Source organism: Candidatus Poribacteria bacterium (assembly GCA_021295715.1).
Classification (GTDB): Bacteria; Poribacteria; WGA-4E; order WGA-4E; family WGA-3G; genus WGA-3G.
The window spans coordinates 1-17217 of the sequence record JAGWBV010000076.1 but is presented as its reverse complement, the minus strand read 5'-3'; the positions used below and the strand labels follow the sequence as shown (position 1 = coordinate 17217).

Here is a 17217-nt window from a genome sequence, read left to right as displayed (position 1 = left end):
TGGGACGCAGATGCCGACAGATGTTTCTTCTTTGATGAAAATGGAGTGTTCGTCGAAGGATGCTACATTACAGCGTTACTTGCCGAAAAACTCCTTCGAGAGAAAGGAGAACGGACTGTCATCTTTGATCCAAGAGCCGTCTGGGCGGTAGAGAACGCTGTTGTCTCAGCGAATGGCACACCGCTTCTCAACCGATGCGGACACTCGTTTATCAAAGCCCACATGCAGGAGACCGACGCACTCTTCGCCGGAGAGGCGAGCGGACACTATTACTTCAGAGAGAATTTCTATGCTGATAATGGAATGATCCCGCTACTACTTGTTCTCGAATACCTCAGCCAGAACAGAACATCCCTTGCCGAATCTGTGGATCGTCTCCGAGTAGTATATCCGGTCTCAGGTGAAATTAACTTTTCTTTTGAAACTCATCACATGCGAAATGCTATGGGAGTCGTCCAACAAGAAATATACGCTTTGGGGAACCATCCCTGTATGGAAATGCCCGTTGACGGTTTATCGGTTAGATTTCACACAAGTCTCCGACGACTTGATAATAGGTCCGGACACGGAAATTGGCGGTTCAATCTCCGAGAATCGAACACCGAACCGTTGCTGCGGCTCAACGTTGAAACGATTGGCGACGAGGGCCTTCTCATTGAAAAGACAATGAGAATCAGCGAAAAACTTGAGAGTATCGGAGGGAAACGCCAAACAAAATTCCGCTGGGAATCTGAAAAATCTGCATGATATATGAATTTGAACTATTTTTTTTAGATTATGCACGTTTTTTGCCGAAATAGAGAGTCTTTAATAGAAACAATCAAACAGTTTAAATTTACGGGTTTCGGTTTACAATTGTGTCTGGTATACTCTTTACGAGACGTGCAAAACTCCGTCTCATGCCGACACGTGAAAACCCGTTGCAAGCAAAATTCAAGAAGATGTTAGCATGCCCCGATCTGTTCATTCATGATGGAGAATTCTCATGGTAGAAGATGATGTTCAACTCATTGATAAGATTTTGGCGGGCGATGATGAAGCATTCACGGCATTAGTCCGAAAGCATCAGAAGAGTGTTCATGCACTGGCTTGGCGAAAAGTTGGGGATTTCCACATCGCTGAAGAGATTACGCAGGACACTTTCCTTCGAGTCTACAAACACCTCTCAAAGTTAAAGGATCCCAATCAGTTTTCTGGGTGGCTTTATGTCACTACAGCTCGGCTCTGTAATACCTGGCTCCGAAAGAACAAATCTTTGATGGAATCGCTGGAGGAGGTCCCCATGGCAGAAGTGGAAAAAGCATTTTACGAACACTATGTATCGACACAACACGAAGAAGAGTCCCACTCACATCACCAGGAACTCGTCAAGAAGCTTCTGGCAAAACTACCGGAGAGCGAACGCACCGTCATGACGCTCTACTATCTCGGCGAAATGACGGCAAAAGAGATTGGCAAGTTTTTGGGTGTATCGGTGAATACGATTACGAGTCGGCTACAGCGGGCGCGAGAGCGTTTAAAACAGGACGAGGAACTCTTAGTTCAAGAGATGCTTGGGAGTGTCCAATTGTCTGAAAGTCTAACACAGAACATCGTGCGGAAAGTTGCGGATATGAAACCCGTGTCTCCTTCAGCGGGGAAGCCGTTCCTACCGTGGATAGGTTTTGGTGCGGCGGCAATTTTAGTGGTAATGTTCCTATTGGGTGTGAGCAACCAATACCTCGTCCGATTTCAGAAACCGTATAGTTTCGAGGCACAGTCCGAACCGACGGTTGAAATTATTGACGCACCTGTCATTCTCAACATTGATGCAAAACCGGCTGTCCGAAATCAGGCAGGGCGTGCTGTCACAACCCGTAACAGCAGAGGAACTGGTGTGCAGATCTCTGAATCGGATGTAGCCTCTCATGCAGAGGTTGGGGCAATTCAACTCTCCACATCACAGTGGGCGCAGACAGCGGGACCACAAGGCGGTCCTGTTTTTGATATATTCGCGACTGATGCAGGGACGATTTACACGCTTTCACCAACAGGTATCTACAGACTAAGTCCAGACACACCGCCATGGACACTCGTAAACAGCAGCTTACCGATTGAAGGTTCTTGGATGCCCATGGCAGCACATGAGGGGATGCTCTATATTGTCTTCAAAGATACGGTATTTGCCTCAACCGACGATGGTGAGACATGGGAAGCACTCTGCTCCCGTCCAGGGGGACATGCCATTGAGTTAGTAATCGTCAATGAAGCACAAAACAGCAGTTCCCGCGAGCACTCTACGATGTATCTTGCCCTCCGAGATAAAGGGGTGTTCCGCTCTACAGATATAGGTGGTCAATGGGTTCTCCTTGACGATGGATTGATGGGTGGGACAATTTCTGCAATGGTTTTGGTCGTGCTGGCACGGACAAAGGTCTCTATCGACTGGATTCAGGCACGTGGCAACGATTACTTGAAGATGTGCCAGGCTCCGTCCATTCCTTAGCAGCCGCCGAAGGAAATCTCTATGTTGGCACAGGTCCTGATTTTCTTGCCTTAGAACAGATTGGATCAGCGTCAAAGGAAGTCGTGCATAAGATGTATGACGAAAATTCAAGTTTAAGCAGGGCTTTTCATTCGGATGACGTGGGAGTGTCATGGACTGAAGTAATAAGAGCACGGTCGGGTATGAGTTTGTTGGTCGCCGGTAAGACGATCTTAGCAGAAGCCACCACTCACTTCCGATCAAGAGATGGCGGACAGACGTGGGTAGACCTTGGATTTGACAGGGATTCGTTTGTCCTCAGTGGCTTAGCATCTGTGGCGGGGAATGAGAATACATTTTACAAGGCAGGGACATCGGGTGTTCATCGAACAACCGATGGAGGTGAATCGTGGCATCTGTTCATGGATGGAATGGTTGGAACCGGGATATTGGATTTGGTCACGTTCAATAACAGACTCTATGCACATACCGGTGATGCCCTCGTCCAATCAACAGACGGGGGTGAGTCGTGGAAAACCGTTCAGATTGACGTTGTTTTTTCGCATTCACGGTTAACGGTTGCCGGAAATACCCTTTATGTATTTTCACCTGAAAAAGACAATTTGGGCATTTTCCGTTTATCCGCTGATGGCGATGGATTCGTCCCGGTTCAAGGGGTGCCTACATTGGTAGTGGATGCTCCATCCATTAAAATGTCGGCAAACAACAAAAACATAGGACAGGCACATTTGTCTCAAGGGAGACCTAGAGGCGAGGATAACTTGGTAGGCACATTGCGTCATAGAGAACATGTGAAAGTCGGTGCGTTTGCAGTCAGTGACGATACGTTTTATGCCGAATATAAACGGAAACTTTTCATAAGGCACCCCGGCGATACAGCGTGGACAGACACGGGATTGGTAGACACGGGTACACCACCTGATGGAACATTGGATAAAGGGTTTAAGTTAGCGGTTTCAGGGGACACCATCTACGTCGGGAAGCGGGATGGCAAGTTGTTTCAGTCGCTGGATGACGGGAACAGTTGGAAGGACATCACGTCGTCCCTTCCGTTCTCGTTTACCGCTTTCACGGAGATCGTCTTTTCGGGGTCAACGGTTTACGTCGCGACAGACACAGGGGTCTTAGCCTCACAAACGGGGTCACACTGGCGCGTGATCACCGATGAGGTTACTATAGACAAATTCACTGTGGACGGTGCCACGCTTTATGGTGCGGCGGATACGGGGATCTATTCCTTGGGCGCGGATGGCGAATGGAAGCAGGTTTCGCCGGGCGTTCCCGGTAAGGTGCTCTCACTTGTCGTTCACCGAGACAGACTGTATGTGGCGACCCAACGGCGCGGGATGTTCCATATCTCACTTGCGGAAGAGGGGGATGCCGTGTCTCATAGATAGGAGGTCTTTCTTCACTGAAAAAACTTTTTCAGATTTTTTCAAACAAAGACGGTCTGGTAAATATCCAACACTTTGTCCTGGATGCTACCGATGGGCTGCGTTTTCAGCGTACACATCACGACTACGATCAGGACGTGCCCATAGAATTCGGTTTTACCCCGAAGACGAGATGTATCTCATTGGCAGGTATCCTTGTGTGCCGGTGAAGGGTCCCGCGGACGAGACTTAAGGTGTGTTTGCTGGTTCTGAAAGTTGTTTTGAAAACACGCTGCTTTTATCGAAAGGAATGACTATGGGATGTGTCTATATCTTGAAGAATGAAGCCATGCCGGATTTAATAAAAATCGGCTATACGACGAGAACGGCAAAACAACGAGCCACTGAACTCTATGAGGGTATAACCGGTGTCCCAATGCCCTTTGAGGTTGCCTACGAGTACCCTTGTGAAGAACCACAGAAACTTGAACGTGAAATGCACAGGAGACTTACCTCACATCGCCTTAACGAGAACCGCGAGTTCTTTAAGTACCCGGCTGATGATGCTTTCCAATTGCTTCAAGAACTTCACAAATTTAACACCGCCGGTGGGTGGCGGAAGTGGACATCACATTTTTTGACGCGTTTCAGGAAAAAGGTTGACCTCGGTGGCAAGCCCGGCAAGGCACAAACACCTATTCCTGAATAGGAGCAATATCTATGAATGACGGACATGGAAATGGAGGGAACTCGAGTGTGAATGGTAAACCTTACTACTATAGTGCGGACAACGGATTTGCGTGTGCAGCAGCAGGCAGAGGTATCACTGAAGCATTACAAGAACACCTCAATGTCATTGCCCGTGATGCGTCACTGGCAACCGAAATGAGTCGCACGCAGATTCAAGCGGACATAGAGGCTTTGGTTGAAGATAAAGAGCGACTCGAACAACAGAAACTTGATCGTCAAGAGAGTCTTATGGCGTTGACAGAAGAACTCGCTGGCAAAGATGCAAGGATCTCTGAACTCAACACAGAATTGGAGGCACCTCTCAATGAAGATATGCCACAACAACTGATAGATATAAGCAACGAAATTGATGAGAAAACTACGGAATTGGAGGGAAAGAAGGTTGAGAGGGTTGAACTCGAAACCGACTTAGAGAACCCGACAGAGATAGAATTAAACCCGCCTGTCGGGAGTGAAACTCAGCCTGCTTCCAAGCAACGATTCACGCGTCCTGAATTAATCTTTGTCATTGTTGCGACGCTCGCACTCCTGGGATTGGTTCTCTATATCTGTGTCTTTTATGGCTCGGCAGGAGAGAAAGCGTTCACAGCCGTAGGTGCCGAAAACCAACAAGAGTTGGATGAGATTATTGATTCTCAAGCTTTCTTGGAAGCCCTGTGGGAATCCCCAAATTTGTTGATTCTTACGTTCCCAATCATTTTCATAATGCTTGCCATTGTCATACACCCTTCTTTGGAAAAAATCCTAAATGGAGAAGGAAAGAAGGGGAATTGGCTGTTTTTAATGGTTGCCGGGGGAACTGTTCTCGTTTTTGATATCGTCATTGCCTTGCGAATTTCACGGAATATGTTTATGGCGAGGCGGGAAGCTGCGGGTGAAAGCCTTGATCGTTTACGAAGGACTTTATCAACAGAAGCCCTGCAAAATAATCCTCAATTTGAAAAAGCGCAAGAAGAATTCGCAAAAGAATGGCCCCTGAGTTCTCTCGATATTCCGTTGGATATATTTTCGGTTCTGCTTGCGGGATTTGCAGTCGCATTTTTGCTGGGTGTAGGTATATATTATGTCCTGAAAATGTGGAAAGGAACACAGGAATCCGATCAATTTGAGAAGCAGATACGCGTCGAAAAGAATGACCGTTTGGTTCAATTAAACGCCTTGACGACCGAGATTCAGTTCTTGGAAAATCGTATTGGCGAACTCAAGCAAGAAAAAGAAGAAACGTTCAGGCAACAGTTGAATGCACGCGTTGCAACTCACAAGCACCCGATTGAAGTGGAAATTACCCACCTGACAACCGAAAAAGAAAACTCGCACCGTCAGATTGATGAACGCAATGAGCAGATCGAAAGTCTCCAGCAGGAAATTAATCAGTGTGAAACTGAAATTGAGGCTTTATCAAACAAAGCGTCGAAACAACGCATTGACATGAAGAAGTTGGAAGCACACGCAAACGAATTCGTGAGCGGATGGTGTCGGTATGTAGCACAGCGTCGAACCGAGTTGTCTGATGATGTTTCGACGCAAATTAGACACATTCAGCACTTCGCAAACGAGACGCTTGAAGGATTCAAAGCCTCTTTGCAGTAAATGAAGGAGTTCTTATATGCGGAAAATGGAAATTTCTGTAGTTATCTATATGCTATTTTTAAGTCTTTTGAACTTGGGCGAATCGGACGGGAAAGAATCAAAGTCATCTGTGTATGCGCCTGTAAATGTCATCGTGATTCTTGACACATCGGATCGTGTTTCTCAACCGGGGCAAGTGGAAAACGATATTGAAATTGCCACAGAGATTGTTACCCAGTTTGATGAACTTGTTCAGGCACATCTTCGTGAAATTGATGCGAATGGGAATGAAATGATTCAATATCCGCATCGTCTCACTTTTGTTGTTCCTGATCAGCTTAAAACGCCTGCGATCCCACCGAAGATTATGAGGAAATTAGAACTCAGGGATCCAGGGAAGGAGAACGGTTACCCTGAGTTTGAAAAACAGAGAGATGCATTACTTGGTGAAATCCCGAAAGTTTACGATTTTGTTGCGGAACACAAGCAAACCGGCTCCGATATTTGGGATTGGTTTCAATCTGAAGCAAAGGATTACTTTTACGGCGGTTATCAGAACCGTATTATATGCCTTTCCGACGGTTACCTTATTTTTGATGATGATATTCAATCGGAACGTCCCGAAGGTACCTGCATGCATCTCATAGACGGGAAAAGAATAGACATGAGTAAGGACTTGTTGCCAGTTGATAAAGGTTTTCGCAATTACAATGTAAAGTTCTTGATGGTTGAAATAGATATGAAAGAAGGCGGTAACTTTGAGAATATGAGAAAATATTGGAAAACATGGTTAGACGCGATAGGAATTAAGGAAACTGACTTCGCGAAACAAGGGCGTTGGATAAGGAAGATAGAATCGTTCCTTTCCACAGAGTAATCCATTTTTTTAACTGGGCGGTGAGACATATTCACCCTTACGAAAAAGTACCTTCATGGGGCAGGGGCTGTGTCTCACGATCCGAACGCCTATCTCAAGGCACAGGCGAACCCGTTCCCGCAGGTGGATACCCCCGTGCACCACATAGGACCACAGGATGTTGGAGAAAAGGCGTTGGATGGAACGATGTACCCCCAGACTCCCAGGTTCCCAAAACATCTTCCAAATCAAGGGAAATCGGGAACAGGGTTTCGGAATTTGCAGGAGTGAAGGAATACATGATGAAAGTCGAACGGAAGATACTGATGATAGGTGTGCTGATTATTGTCGTACTGATTATCGCCGCTATTTTTATTTCGGATTGGTTCTTTAATCGCACGATTCTTACAGAGACGTTAGTAGGTATCCTGATCGGTACACCGCTGGGGTGGATCGGCGCGTATGTGGCTTTCTATACCGTTGATAGTCAAAACGGTGGCGATGATTCATAGAGAACATCCACTGCCGTTGGTAATGGTGGAGTCCTTGTCCGTTACCGGTGATCCGCGACCGAAGCCTCAGCTGTGACAAGGTGTGAGCGAGCCAACGAGCGATACCTCGTTTTACATATTGAATACCTGTTGGTTTCTGCGGTAGAGTCTTGGCTTTGTATCTACACTTAAAAATATACTTACCACATACGCTCATATAGGTAGATAAAACGCTATGTGGGCGAATTCCACACTTTAGAGAACGCTCAGAATGAACATCGCCAGAACTCGAAGAATCAAAGCAAGGAGATAAAGAAGCATGATACAAAGACTTGAAGTTGTCGGATTGAATTACCAATTTGATTATGGATTGAAGTTTAATCCTGATTTAAACATTTTTACCGGATCAAACGGTTGCGGTAAAACGACTCTGCTAAAGTTGATGTGGTACTTAATTAGTGGAAACCTTCACCGGATTATTACTGAAATTCCGTTTGAGTTTGTTTTAATTGAAACCGACCAGTTTTCTTTTTCTATGGCTTCATCCAATGACCATAAGAATAGAGGGGACACTTTGCACCTTGTATGGAAATTTGGAACGGGAGAAGAGAAGTCTGCACAGATTCGTCGATCAAGATTTTTAAGAAATCAAACAGTTCTTTCCCTTAATGCACGGATAGCATCTGTGTCACAGAATAGTCTATTTTTTCCAACTTTTAGGAGAATTGAAGGCGGTTATTCTCATTTTTCCAGATTTGTTGAACGACTACTAGTGCTAAGTCAACTCTCTGTTGAAGGATAGAGTCGTTTGAGTTTGATGCGGGCATCGTCAGCGGTAAACCCCCAGCGGACAGTCGCCCCTTGTTGATTTCTCCGGTTTTGCCATGCCTGGACCTCGCGCTTGAGGGTCTGTTGGTCGGGGATACGCCTACAAAGACACTGCCGCCTTAGCACAGAAAACTCAATCTCGGCGATGTTCAACCAACTCCCATGCTTCGGGGTATAGTGAAACTGAAGTTTTTCAGCGATCCGCTCGGCCTCTTGTGCATCAAACGCCTTATACAACGACCCCGGCTTGTGTGTATTGAGATTATCGCAAACCAGCAGAATCTTTTCTGCTTTTGGAAAATGCACATCGACGATATCTCGGCAGATATGTGCGAAATCAATGCTCGTGCGTTGGTCAGTGACTTCAACGTGTCGAAACCCCAAAAAGGGTGCGAAAATCATAAACAGATTGCTCACGCCATTGCGTTTATATTCAGGATCATATCGGTAAGGTTTACCCGGCCTTAGCGGGATCGGTGGACGCATTTCCTGAAGGTGTTGTTTACTCGTCTCATCCACACACACCACAGGATACCTCGGGTCTTCAGGGTGCCCATAGAGGTCTAAGACGGCTTCCATCGCCGTCACGAATGCCGCCGAAGCCGCTGCGGGGATACACCATCGCTGCACGCGCCAGGGGCGGAGTTGGTTTTTTTTAGAACCTGTCGGATACACTCATGAGAAATACTCGAAAAATGCTGGAGTTCTACCATTTTCTCAGCTAACAGGCGCAGCGTCCATCGGGCGTGTCCCTCTGGAGGATCTGAACACGCCAGAGCGATCAGATGGGCTTCTGTGTCACCATCAAACTTTTTCGGTCTTGAGGGCTTAGATGGCTTTTTCGGGGTCAAGGCGGCTTCGAGTCCTTCACGCACAAAGGTTTTGCGGGTTCGCTCAATGGTAGACGCGGAGACTTCAACCGCTTCTTGAATCTGTTTATCGGCGTATGCGGGTCCAAACTGGCCTTCATCCGCTTTCAGCAGGATTCTCGCACGCGTGAGTTTTCGGGCGGAGGCTTGGTTTCCGGTAGAGATCAGACCGATGAGAGACTCTCGCTGGTCCTGCTCAAGCATAACAGAGTATTGTTTCGCTGGCATAATAGACTCCAAGTGAGAAGATTCATTTGTTTGGGTCTCAGTATACCATCTTTTAGATTATCTGTCAAAACAACGTTGACTTAGCACTAGATGCAGTCAACGATATGATACAGTGTTGGGGGAATTCATGTGTTGAAGCACCAATTGATGGTTTATCTGTCAGGTTTCTCTCAGTGGGTGCTCTGTCTGCTTCTGATAGTCAGAAGCATGACAGCTGGCGATTCAATCTTCGGGAATCTAACACAGATCCGCTCCTACGGCTCAACGTTGAAACGATTGGGGACGAGGACCTCCTCCTTGAAAAAACGACAAAAATTAGTAGGAAACTTGAAAGCAGTGGCGGTAGGCGAGAAACGAAATTTCGGCGGGAATTTGAAAAATCTGCTTGAAAAATGTGAATTTGAACTATTTTTTGATTTTTTTAGATTATGCACGTTTTCTGCCGAAAAATGCAGTCTTTAAGAGAAACAATCAACAATTAAGGGTTTCGGTTCGTTATTGTGTTTGGATGTCAGTAGCGACCATATCAGCTTCCAACGGTTATTGGCATATCCTTTTCCATGGTGCTTGAGGCACTTGCGTACGGTGTTCCAGGGCTCGCTCTCAATTCCACAGAGCTACTTGAAGACTTGACGACGTATCTAATATTGGTCCCGCTCACCCGAGAGGACATGACCGGTAAGTTTGTGATTCTAACAGACTCCATATCAGAACAGATTAACACGTTAATCGAAGCGCAAGATAAATGCTAAAATCTACTATAAATGCCTCTGTAAAAAAAATCACACTTTTGCTTCTGAGCGGTGTTCTGTTATCCATTCCTACAAGTTGCTTTGCCATCAAGGAGAAGACATCGATTTTACCGCTTGTTCTTATTGATACCTTTGGGAAATGGATTCCTGACGAGCCCAAAATTTCTGCGCGGATGAAGATTATTTACGATGAATCTGGCGGCAGAAACGCCTTGAATAGCCCACACGTCCATTTTGATGGGAAAATCGGTATAGAGGTCCGAGGGAAAACTTCACAGGCGTTTCCGAAAAAGCAGTACGGTTTTGAAATTCAGGACGATAGTGGAAATGATAAAGATGTATCGCTGCTGCAACTTCCAGCGGAATCCGACTGGATTTTGAATGGTCCCTATTCGGATAAAACCCTTATGCGGAATTACCTGGCGTACGAGTTCAGTAATCGAATGGGTAGGTATGCAATCAGAACAAAGTTTGTCGAAGTATTTCTTAATGATTCAGGGGATACAAAGATTAGACAAAAACACTATGTTGGTGTTTACTTACTGATGGAAAAGATTAAGCGCGGGAAAAACCGGGTCAATATTCAATCGCTGAAGTCAACACAGGAGAAACCGTCGGAAATCACGGGGGGCTATATCCTGAAAATCGACAAAATTGACCTTAATGACAGGTACTTTCTTACGGATTACCGCACACGGTTGATTCATGTATATCCGAAAGGAAACCAAATATCCGCTGCCCAAAAAGCGTGGATTCGGAACTATATGAGCGCATTTGAATCGTCGTTAAAAGCCCCAGATCGCGGTGAATATGTCGAGTATATTCATACGGATACTTTTATCGATCATTTCATCATCAATGAACTTTTCAGAAACATAGATGGATTCCGGAACAGCACCTATATGTACAAAGATAGAAACACCAAACTGAAAATGGGACCCATCTGGGATTTCAACTTATCAATGGGCAATGCATATTTTAATAACGGTTGGGAAACGGATGGGTGGTTGATTCATACAAACCCCGTCCCCTTTTGGTGGGATCGATTACTAACAGACGAAAACTTCAAACGAAAACTCGTTAAGAGGTGGCGAGCTCTTCGGAAAGATGAACTTACGACTTCAAAGCTCCTGGAGGAAATTGATCGAACTGCTGAATATCTATCCAAGGCACAATCAAGGAACTTTGAGAGATGGCCAGTGCTTGGGGTCAGCGTTCTCGGCAATCCTCAATCCAATCCGTCCACCTATGAACAAGAGGTACACCAGTTGAAAACATGGTTGCAGGACCGACTGGAGTGGATAGATGCACATATCGGATATCTCGGACAGTAAGAACGCTGCGCGAGAGCTCGTCAAAATGTTTGAAGAGAGTCTTCAGCGAAAAACTGAGGATTTTAGGACAGAAGGAACTCCATTCCCGCCGATTTTCTGTCGTCGGTATGAACCGGACACAGGGACGATACGGTCCTGCGTATATAGCGTGGGAACAAATAGATATGATCAACTTGAAACGGCTTTGACGGAGGTATTAGCGGACGAGGACCTCCTCATTGAAAAATGACGAAAATCAGTGGAAAACTTGAAAGCAGTGGAGGTAGGCGAGAAACGAAATTTCAATGGGAATTTGAAAAATCTGAACTTGAACTATTTTTTCAATTTTTTCAGATTATGCACGTTTTTGGTGAAAAAATGCAGTCTTTAATAGAAACAATCAATTAAGGGTTTAGGTTTGCTATTGTGTTTGGTATACTATTTGCGAGGAAAGCGAAAGGTCACTGTACTTCCAACTCTAGGGAATTTGCGGCACCCACAATGGACGTTTTCCCAAATCTGTTCATGATGGAGAATTCTAATAGTAGAAGGTGATGCTCAACTCATCCACAAGATTTGTCAGGCAACAGCAAAGCATTCACTGCATTAGTCCGCAAGCATCAAAAAGGTGCCCACGCTTTGGCTTGGCGGAGGATTGGTAATTTTCATCATACCGAAGAGATTACCCAGGACACCTTTGTTCGAGTATACAAGCACCTCCCAAAGTTAAAGGACCTCAGTCAGTTTTCTGGCTGGCTTTATGTCATCACGAATCGACTCTGCAATACTTGGTTACAAGACAACAAATCTTTAATAGGATCCCTGGAGGATGTCCCCATGGTAGAGATGCAGAGAACGTCTTATAAACGCTATATTTCGGATCAAAAGGAGAGAAAAAATGATATACCGACACCTCCCCATATGTCTTTTACTTATATTAATTCCGCTGAGTGCTAAAGCGTTTCCACCCGCTTCACCCGCAGGTGGAAACTATTTAGTCCTCGATGGGGACGACGACTACGCCGTTTTAGACTTTAAAACCTTTGGTAGGCTTTTACCCAACGGCACGGAAGAGTTCACCATCGAAGCATGGGTATATCCCACCACACCCCCCGACAATGGAAACACGTCATTGACGATACTCCATCAACAGGCGCGCATGTTCATCGTGAACGATGAATTTCAACCGTTCGTAAATGATCTGGCTAATGTGCTAAATATCGAGCCCCCGAAGGGGGACCTAATCTTGCTAATGAGTGCCTATAGAGAGGGAAAACTCGGGCGGAGATTACCTTTCCCGATCCCGCTTGAGTCGAACCAATGGCACCACATCGCTTATCAGTCAAATGGGCCTCACACAACAATGATTGTCAATGATTTCGTAGCGATATGGCCACACGGGGATCCTCTTGGACACAATGCTTCGCGTCCACTGGACTTCGTGCTTGGAGGGTTTGGAAAAATAATTGAGGTGCCTGTTGGTCCGAACGAACTATGGTTTTGGGATTCCTTCACTGGATATATTGATGAAGTTCGCATCTCAACGGAGGCTCGTTACGATGTCGACAAAAAAGGCTTTATGCCAGACGGCAAGTTCAAAAATGACGCAAAGACAGCTGCGTTGTGGCATTTTGATGAGACGAGCGGCACACGGGAATTCTCAGACGCATCAGGCAATGCATATCATCTGGTCGGTATAGGCGGTGCGGAAACTGGTCTCCCACTTGCAGTCGAAGCAGCAGGAAAACTCACCACGACATGGGGGCGACTTAAGCAGTTGGGTTCCCTCAGAAACCGTGATATCCGAGACTTGGGCACGCAACGCTAACAATGAAACAAAGCAGAATATATCTTGTCTGAGACTTCTGTGGATCGCGTAATATATCCGACGCTTAAACGTCTAAAATCATACAATTCCAGAGAAAGTCAATCGTGGCGTAATCCCTAACTTCTTGCTGAAGATGCGCATGGGTCTCACGCCACAGCTTTGCCGTGCTTTTGAGGTGTACCTCCCTATTTTCCCAAAGTTCTGACACACAATATCCAGCTCGATCTTGATAGGTGTCCAGCAGTTCAACCTCTAAGCACCCGGGGGCATTTTGTAGAACTGGAAGCCATTGCGTTTCAAGGAATTTCTTCAAATCCTTCTTTTTCTTTTTTTCTCGAAGTGTGAATATATAAAAAATTCTCGATCTTGCCATGCTATAACTCCTTTTTCATTTTTTTGTTAATAACGATTTGTGCTATTTATTCTTCTCTGAGTCGTGTTAATAATATCGCCGAAACCGGAAAATCCTTCTGATGATTCCTCATAAAAGCACATTCACTGAAAACACGTGAAGAAAGGACCTCGGCATAGAATAGTCAAGATAACACCTAAAAAGATCACAGGCGCGAAACGTAAAGAGCGTTGGATGCGGATCTTGTTCTCAAAATCCTCAAATTCGCCTTCTTCTGATAGTTGTTTCAATTCTGCCGCCTTCTCTTTCGAGACACCGCCCGGCAACGTCCCAAGGATAATATTCGAGTTTAACACATTCGGGAGCGCGAAACCTTCTTTGCTATAAGTTACTTCTCCATCGTCCCCTTCAGTTTTAACAATCTGTTCAGCAGGGACCATTCCCTCTCTTAAATCAGAGATGTCTATCTCTCGACCTAACACCATGCTATCCAAATTATAAATGAAATTTCTACCAAAGAAGAAAATAACAATATAAACAAGGTATATCTTCAAAAATGGGATATAAGCTGCTGACCAAGCACTCAGGCTCCAAGGTGTTGTGACGATCATCAACGCAATCAGCACTACACTGCCAACAGAGTTACGGAATTTTTCCAGACTGTATTTTGTTATATAGTGACTGAGGGTAAAATACAAAGACAGCACGATCAATAACTGATGCCAAAATCCCAATTCAATCCCTAACCCGCCCAGTGAGAGTGTAACAAACTGCCCCAGCCCAAGTAGAAAAATGAGACGGAATACCATTTCAAAAATCTGTTTACGAAAGTCCTCTTGTTGAAAGATGAGTGTAAAAGCCTGCAATTTCTGTTGTAGCCTCGTCTTGATGAAGAGATACGCTACAAGAATCAAGAAGTAAGGCGCGAACATGTTGATAATGAGGGCTATCGGTGTGTACTGCGCGAACGCGTTTGCTTCTGCAAATAACCCTACCGGCATCAGCAGCGATGCCCCCCAAACGAGTTTAGCATCTCCAGCGGCGAAGATGCCGAACCAATAAAGTGCGAGAACAATGCAGAACCCCCCCAGAAGGATCGCTATACTGCCTAAAAGCGGACTATTCCCTGACAAGACGGAGATAACGTGACAAAGAATCCCAGCGTAGACGGCACCGTAGCTACAAAAATTCTTGATTTTTCTTTCTCGTAAATCTGTGTAAGTCGCATGCAGACAAAAGAGTAGAAGAAGAACAATAGAGAGGTTTTGATAACTTAGCATCATTTAAACTCACAAGATTAGTTTTGAGGTTGGACTTTCAAAACTTTCCAACGCATTGATTTCTGAGATATCCCATACTCGTCATGTTAAATCTGCGACTTGTCTATAAACCCAATTTCAAATAAGATTTTCTAAGATTTTCTCGGCACGTTCGGGTTCCTGACAAATGGACTGAAGCACAGTTCTAACTTCCATCGGTGTATGTTCCTCTAGCAAAGTCATGGCAATCGCTCGCTCTACATCAACCGGAGAAGGTTGCTCCAAACTCGGGGCCTTTGATAATTCCAATGCTTCTGACTCAATTTCACCAGATACCAAATTGTAATGTTTCTTAAACAACAATCGATGTTTCGCAGGATTAGATTGGCGCACCGGGCGACTGCGAAGATCTCTAAATAAGTTGAGGATTCGCTGGATGGCTGCTTCCCATGTGTAAGCTGAAATAGCTTCTAATCCGTCCTGCGCTAAACGTCTCTGCTCGTCAGGGTTTTCAAAGAGAAATCTCAGTTCCTGCGATATTGATTTGACCGGTAGTTGAACCGGGTCAAAAAGACTTGGGGCAACTTGAACGAATCGGCAAGCACCTGACATCTCTTTAGGGACGGAATGCCCCCAAACAACCGTTGGAATACCACATGCCACTATCTCAAGTAGGAGTAGCGGTGATGCACCGAGAATTGTCGGAAACACCAATGCGTCTAAAGCATTAAAGATGAAAGGACTCGCCTCTTTGTCTTGCTGAGACGCAATATTAAAGAAGTTGACGCAACCATCATCTGTGAAATCATCCATCAGGCTGGAATGAATAACAAGGTAGTTAAGATCAGGGTTTGCAGACCGTAATTTTCGCAAAAAGCGAAGCGTCTCGTGTGGATTCAGTCCTGGTACAACTCCCACCAACGGTTTCTGCAAAATTTCTTCATTCCCGAGTGCTTGAGACAACTGATTCTTACATTTCGTTTTATCCATCGGTTTGAAAACAGATGTATCAACACCATAAGGGATATGATGAAAAACACACATATCGGGAACGAAATCTGAAAAGAAGTCCTGTGTCCACGAAGCATCACACGCAAAGGCATCGAAATGTTTCAATGCTGCACACCTCTCAAGAGATATGTTTCTCGCTGCATGACGCATCAAAGCGGCGTTAGACAAACGAAGGACAACCGGAATTGTGTTAAATTTTAGGAAAACCTGTTCCCCTACGGTAAGAGGCGTTAAAGCGAGGATGCCATCGCAATCCTTCGGAATAAACTTTGCTGGTGAAAATGTGCGATCGTTTCTAAAGAAAATCGGTTGAACACCTTGAACCTGTAAATTCTCTTCAACGTCCTGATTGTTGACCGTTTCAGGCAGGGCAAGATAAACATCCGCATGCTGTGCCAACACTGTTATCAGACTGTGATTTGCGATGCTCAATAAGAAAGGGGTCCTTTCTCTGCTCTCGAAAACGCCCGGTGTCACATAGATTTTCGATCGTTCATTACGCTGAGATGCTTCAAGGTCAGATGGATCCGACGAAAACAGTATCTCCATTTCCGAAAGTTTAGCGAGAAAAGCGAGTGCCTTAAGAATCTCAAAACGGGAACCATGTTTATCAGCAAGAGATTCAATAATGGCATCTGTCTCTGAGGTGCCACAGACATTCAAGACATCACAGACAACTTCAGTCACCGGAACAACAACACCGGCATCAAGATCGGCAACAAATTGCTCACCATTGCGTTTGAATTGATGAAGATTATGTAAATTGCGGGGAAATTCAATCATGGTCTTACTCGCCTCTATCCGCTTGTGGCTTCCTGAAAGCCTAAAACCTTTTCAAGAATCGCTTCGGCTCTATCCTGACCATATAAATGATGTAACACGGCTTCGACTTCATGTCGGCTATGTTCTCTCAGGAGTGCCAGAGACAAACCCTCCTCTATGGATTGTGCGTAGTGATCCTTCATCAGCGGTCTCTCCTTTTGGAGGGTAATGTTGTTCAATATCGCTCGATTTTCAATCTGTCTTCGCCTGTTGTTAAGATACGGAGCGAAAGAGACAGCAAAGTGACGTTTATATCCGTTCTCTAAGTGTCGAATTTGTTTGAGTTTTCTGAACAAAGCAACAACTTTCTGTGCGGTTTTATCCCACGTAAAAGTCAGTGCCCTCTCTCTCGCCTTCTGCCCTAATGCCAATCGTGCCTTCTCATCGGTAAGAAGGGTATTGACGGCATCAGCCATTACATCGGGTGAAAC

Annotated in this window: 17 protein-coding genes; 12 read left to right on the top strand and 5 right to left on the bottom strand. The window is 45.3% G+C overall.

Going from position 1 to position 17217, the window contains the following annotated elements; translation table 11 throughout:
• The 8 genes from J4G07_17225 to J4G07_17190 all read left to right on the top strand — a co-directional run.
• A partial coding sequence (locus J4G07_17225) for a hypothetical protein (GenBank protein MCE2415730.1) occupies positions 1–747 on the top strand: 747 nt, incomplete at its 5' end.
• Between the two features lie 238 nt (positions 748–985).
• The gene (locus J4G07_17220; GenBank protein ID MCE2415729.1) at positions 986–2485 is read left to right on the top strand and encodes a sigma-70 family RNA polymerase sigma factor; all 1500 of its coding nucleotides are present in this window, start codon (positions 986–988) and stop codon (positions 2483–2485) included.
• Positions 2461–3882: a hypothetical protein gene (locus J4G07_17215; protein MCE2415728.1), complete on the top strand. Its 1422-nt coding sequence runs from the start codon at positions 2461–2463 to the stop codon at positions 3880–3882. Before J4G07_17220 ends, J4G07_17215 begins: the two co-directional genes overlap by 25 nt.
• 286 nt (positions 3883–4168) lie before the next feature.
• Positions 4169–4567 (top strand): GIY-YIG nuclease family protein, encoded by a 399-nt coding sequence (locus J4G07_17210; protein MCE2415727.1) that lies wholly within the window; start codon positions 4169–4171, stop codon positions 4565–4567.
• An 11-nt stretch (positions 4568–4578) separates the two neighbouring features.
• The gene (locus tag J4G07_17205; protein MCE2415726.1) at positions 4579–6198 is read left to right on the top strand and encodes a hypothetical protein; all 1620 of its coding nucleotides are present in this window, start codon (positions 4579–4581) and stop codon (positions 6196–6198) included.
• Positions 6199–6214: 16 nt separating this feature from the next.
• A complete protein-coding gene (locus J4G07_17200) occupies positions 6215–7054 on the top strand; it encodes a hypothetical protein (protein ID MCE2415725.1) in 840 nt (279 codons plus the stop codon).
• A gap of 278 nt (positions 7055–7332) precedes the next feature.
• Positions 7333–7545 carry a hypothetical protein gene (locus J4G07_17195; GenBank protein ID MCE2415724.1) on the top strand — a complete coding sequence of 71 codons (213 nt, stop codon included), beginning with the start codon at positions 7333–7335 and terminating at the stop codon, positions 7543–7545.
• Between the two features lie 298 nt (positions 7546–7843).
• On the top strand, positions 7844–8326 hold the full coding sequence (locus J4G07_17190; GenBank protein MCE2415723.1) for an AAA family ATPase: 483 nt from the start codon (positions 7844–7846) through the stop codon (positions 8324–8326).
• Here the strand turns inward: J4G07_17190 and J4G07_17185 are convergent.
• Positions 8305–9449, bottom strand: a protein-coding gene (locus J4G07_17185; GenBank protein ID MCE2415722.1) for an IS630 family transposase whose coding sequence is annotated in 2 segments (ribosomal slippage) — positions 8305–9011 and positions 9011–9449 — 1146 coding nt in all. Because the reading frame shifts where the segments join, the coding sequence is not laid out codon by codon here. The two genes, J4G07_17190 and J4G07_17185, sit on opposite strands and share 22 nt — an antisense overlap.
• Before the next feature lie 104 nt (positions 9450–9553).
• Here J4G07_17185 and J4G07_17180 point away from each other — a divergent pair.
• From J4G07_17180 to J4G07_17165, 4 genes are all read left to right on the top strand, one after another.
• Positions 9554–9838 carry a hypothetical protein gene (locus J4G07_17180; protein MCE2415721.1) on the top strand — a complete coding sequence of 95 codons (285 nt, stop codon included), beginning with the start codon at positions 9554–9556 and terminating at the stop codon, positions 9836–9838.
• 356 nt (positions 9839–10194) lie between these two features.
• On the top strand, positions 10195–11535 hold the full coding sequence (locus tag J4G07_17175; GenBank protein MCE2415720.1) for a CotH kinase family protein: 1341 nt from the start codon (positions 10195–10197) through the stop codon (positions 11533–11535).
• A gap of 555 nt (positions 11536–12090) precedes the next feature.
• A complete protein-coding gene (locus J4G07_17170) occupies positions 12091–12471 on the top strand; it encodes a sigma-70 family RNA polymerase sigma factor (GenBank protein MCE2415719.1) in 381 nt (126 codons plus the stop codon).
• Positions 12413–13342 (top strand): hypothetical protein, encoded by a 930-nt coding sequence (locus tag J4G07_17165; protein MCE2415718.1) that lies wholly within the window; start codon positions 12413–12415, stop codon positions 13340–13342. Before J4G07_17170 ends, J4G07_17165 begins: the two co-directional genes overlap by 59 nt.
• A 64-nt stretch (positions 13343–13406) precedes the next feature.
• On the opposite strand, the gene J4G07_17160 is transcribed toward J4G07_17165, so the two are convergent.
• The 4 genes from J4G07_17160 to J4G07_17145 all read right to left on the bottom strand — a co-directional run.
• Positions 13407–13715 carry a hypothetical protein gene (locus J4G07_17160; GenBank protein ID MCE2415717.1) on the bottom strand — a complete coding sequence of 103 codons (309 nt, stop codon included), beginning with the start codon at positions 13713–13715 and terminating at the stop codon, positions 13407–13409.
• Positions 13716–13837: 122 nt separating this feature from the next.
• On the bottom strand, positions 13838–14977 hold the full coding sequence (locus tag J4G07_17155) for a prepilin peptidase (protein ID MCE2415716.1): 1140 nt from the start codon (positions 14975–14977) through the stop codon (positions 13838–13840).
• Positions 14978–15091: 114 nt separating this feature from the next.
• A complete protein-coding gene (locus J4G07_17150; GenBank protein MCE2415715.1) occupies positions 15092–16747 on the bottom strand; it encodes a glycosyltransferase family 4 protein in 1656 nt (551 codons plus the stop codon).
• Between the two features lie 14 nt (positions 16748–16761).
• Positions 16762–17217 (bottom strand): hypothetical protein (locus J4G07_17145; protein ID MCE2415714.1); only part of this gene is annotated, 456 nt, incomplete at its 5' end.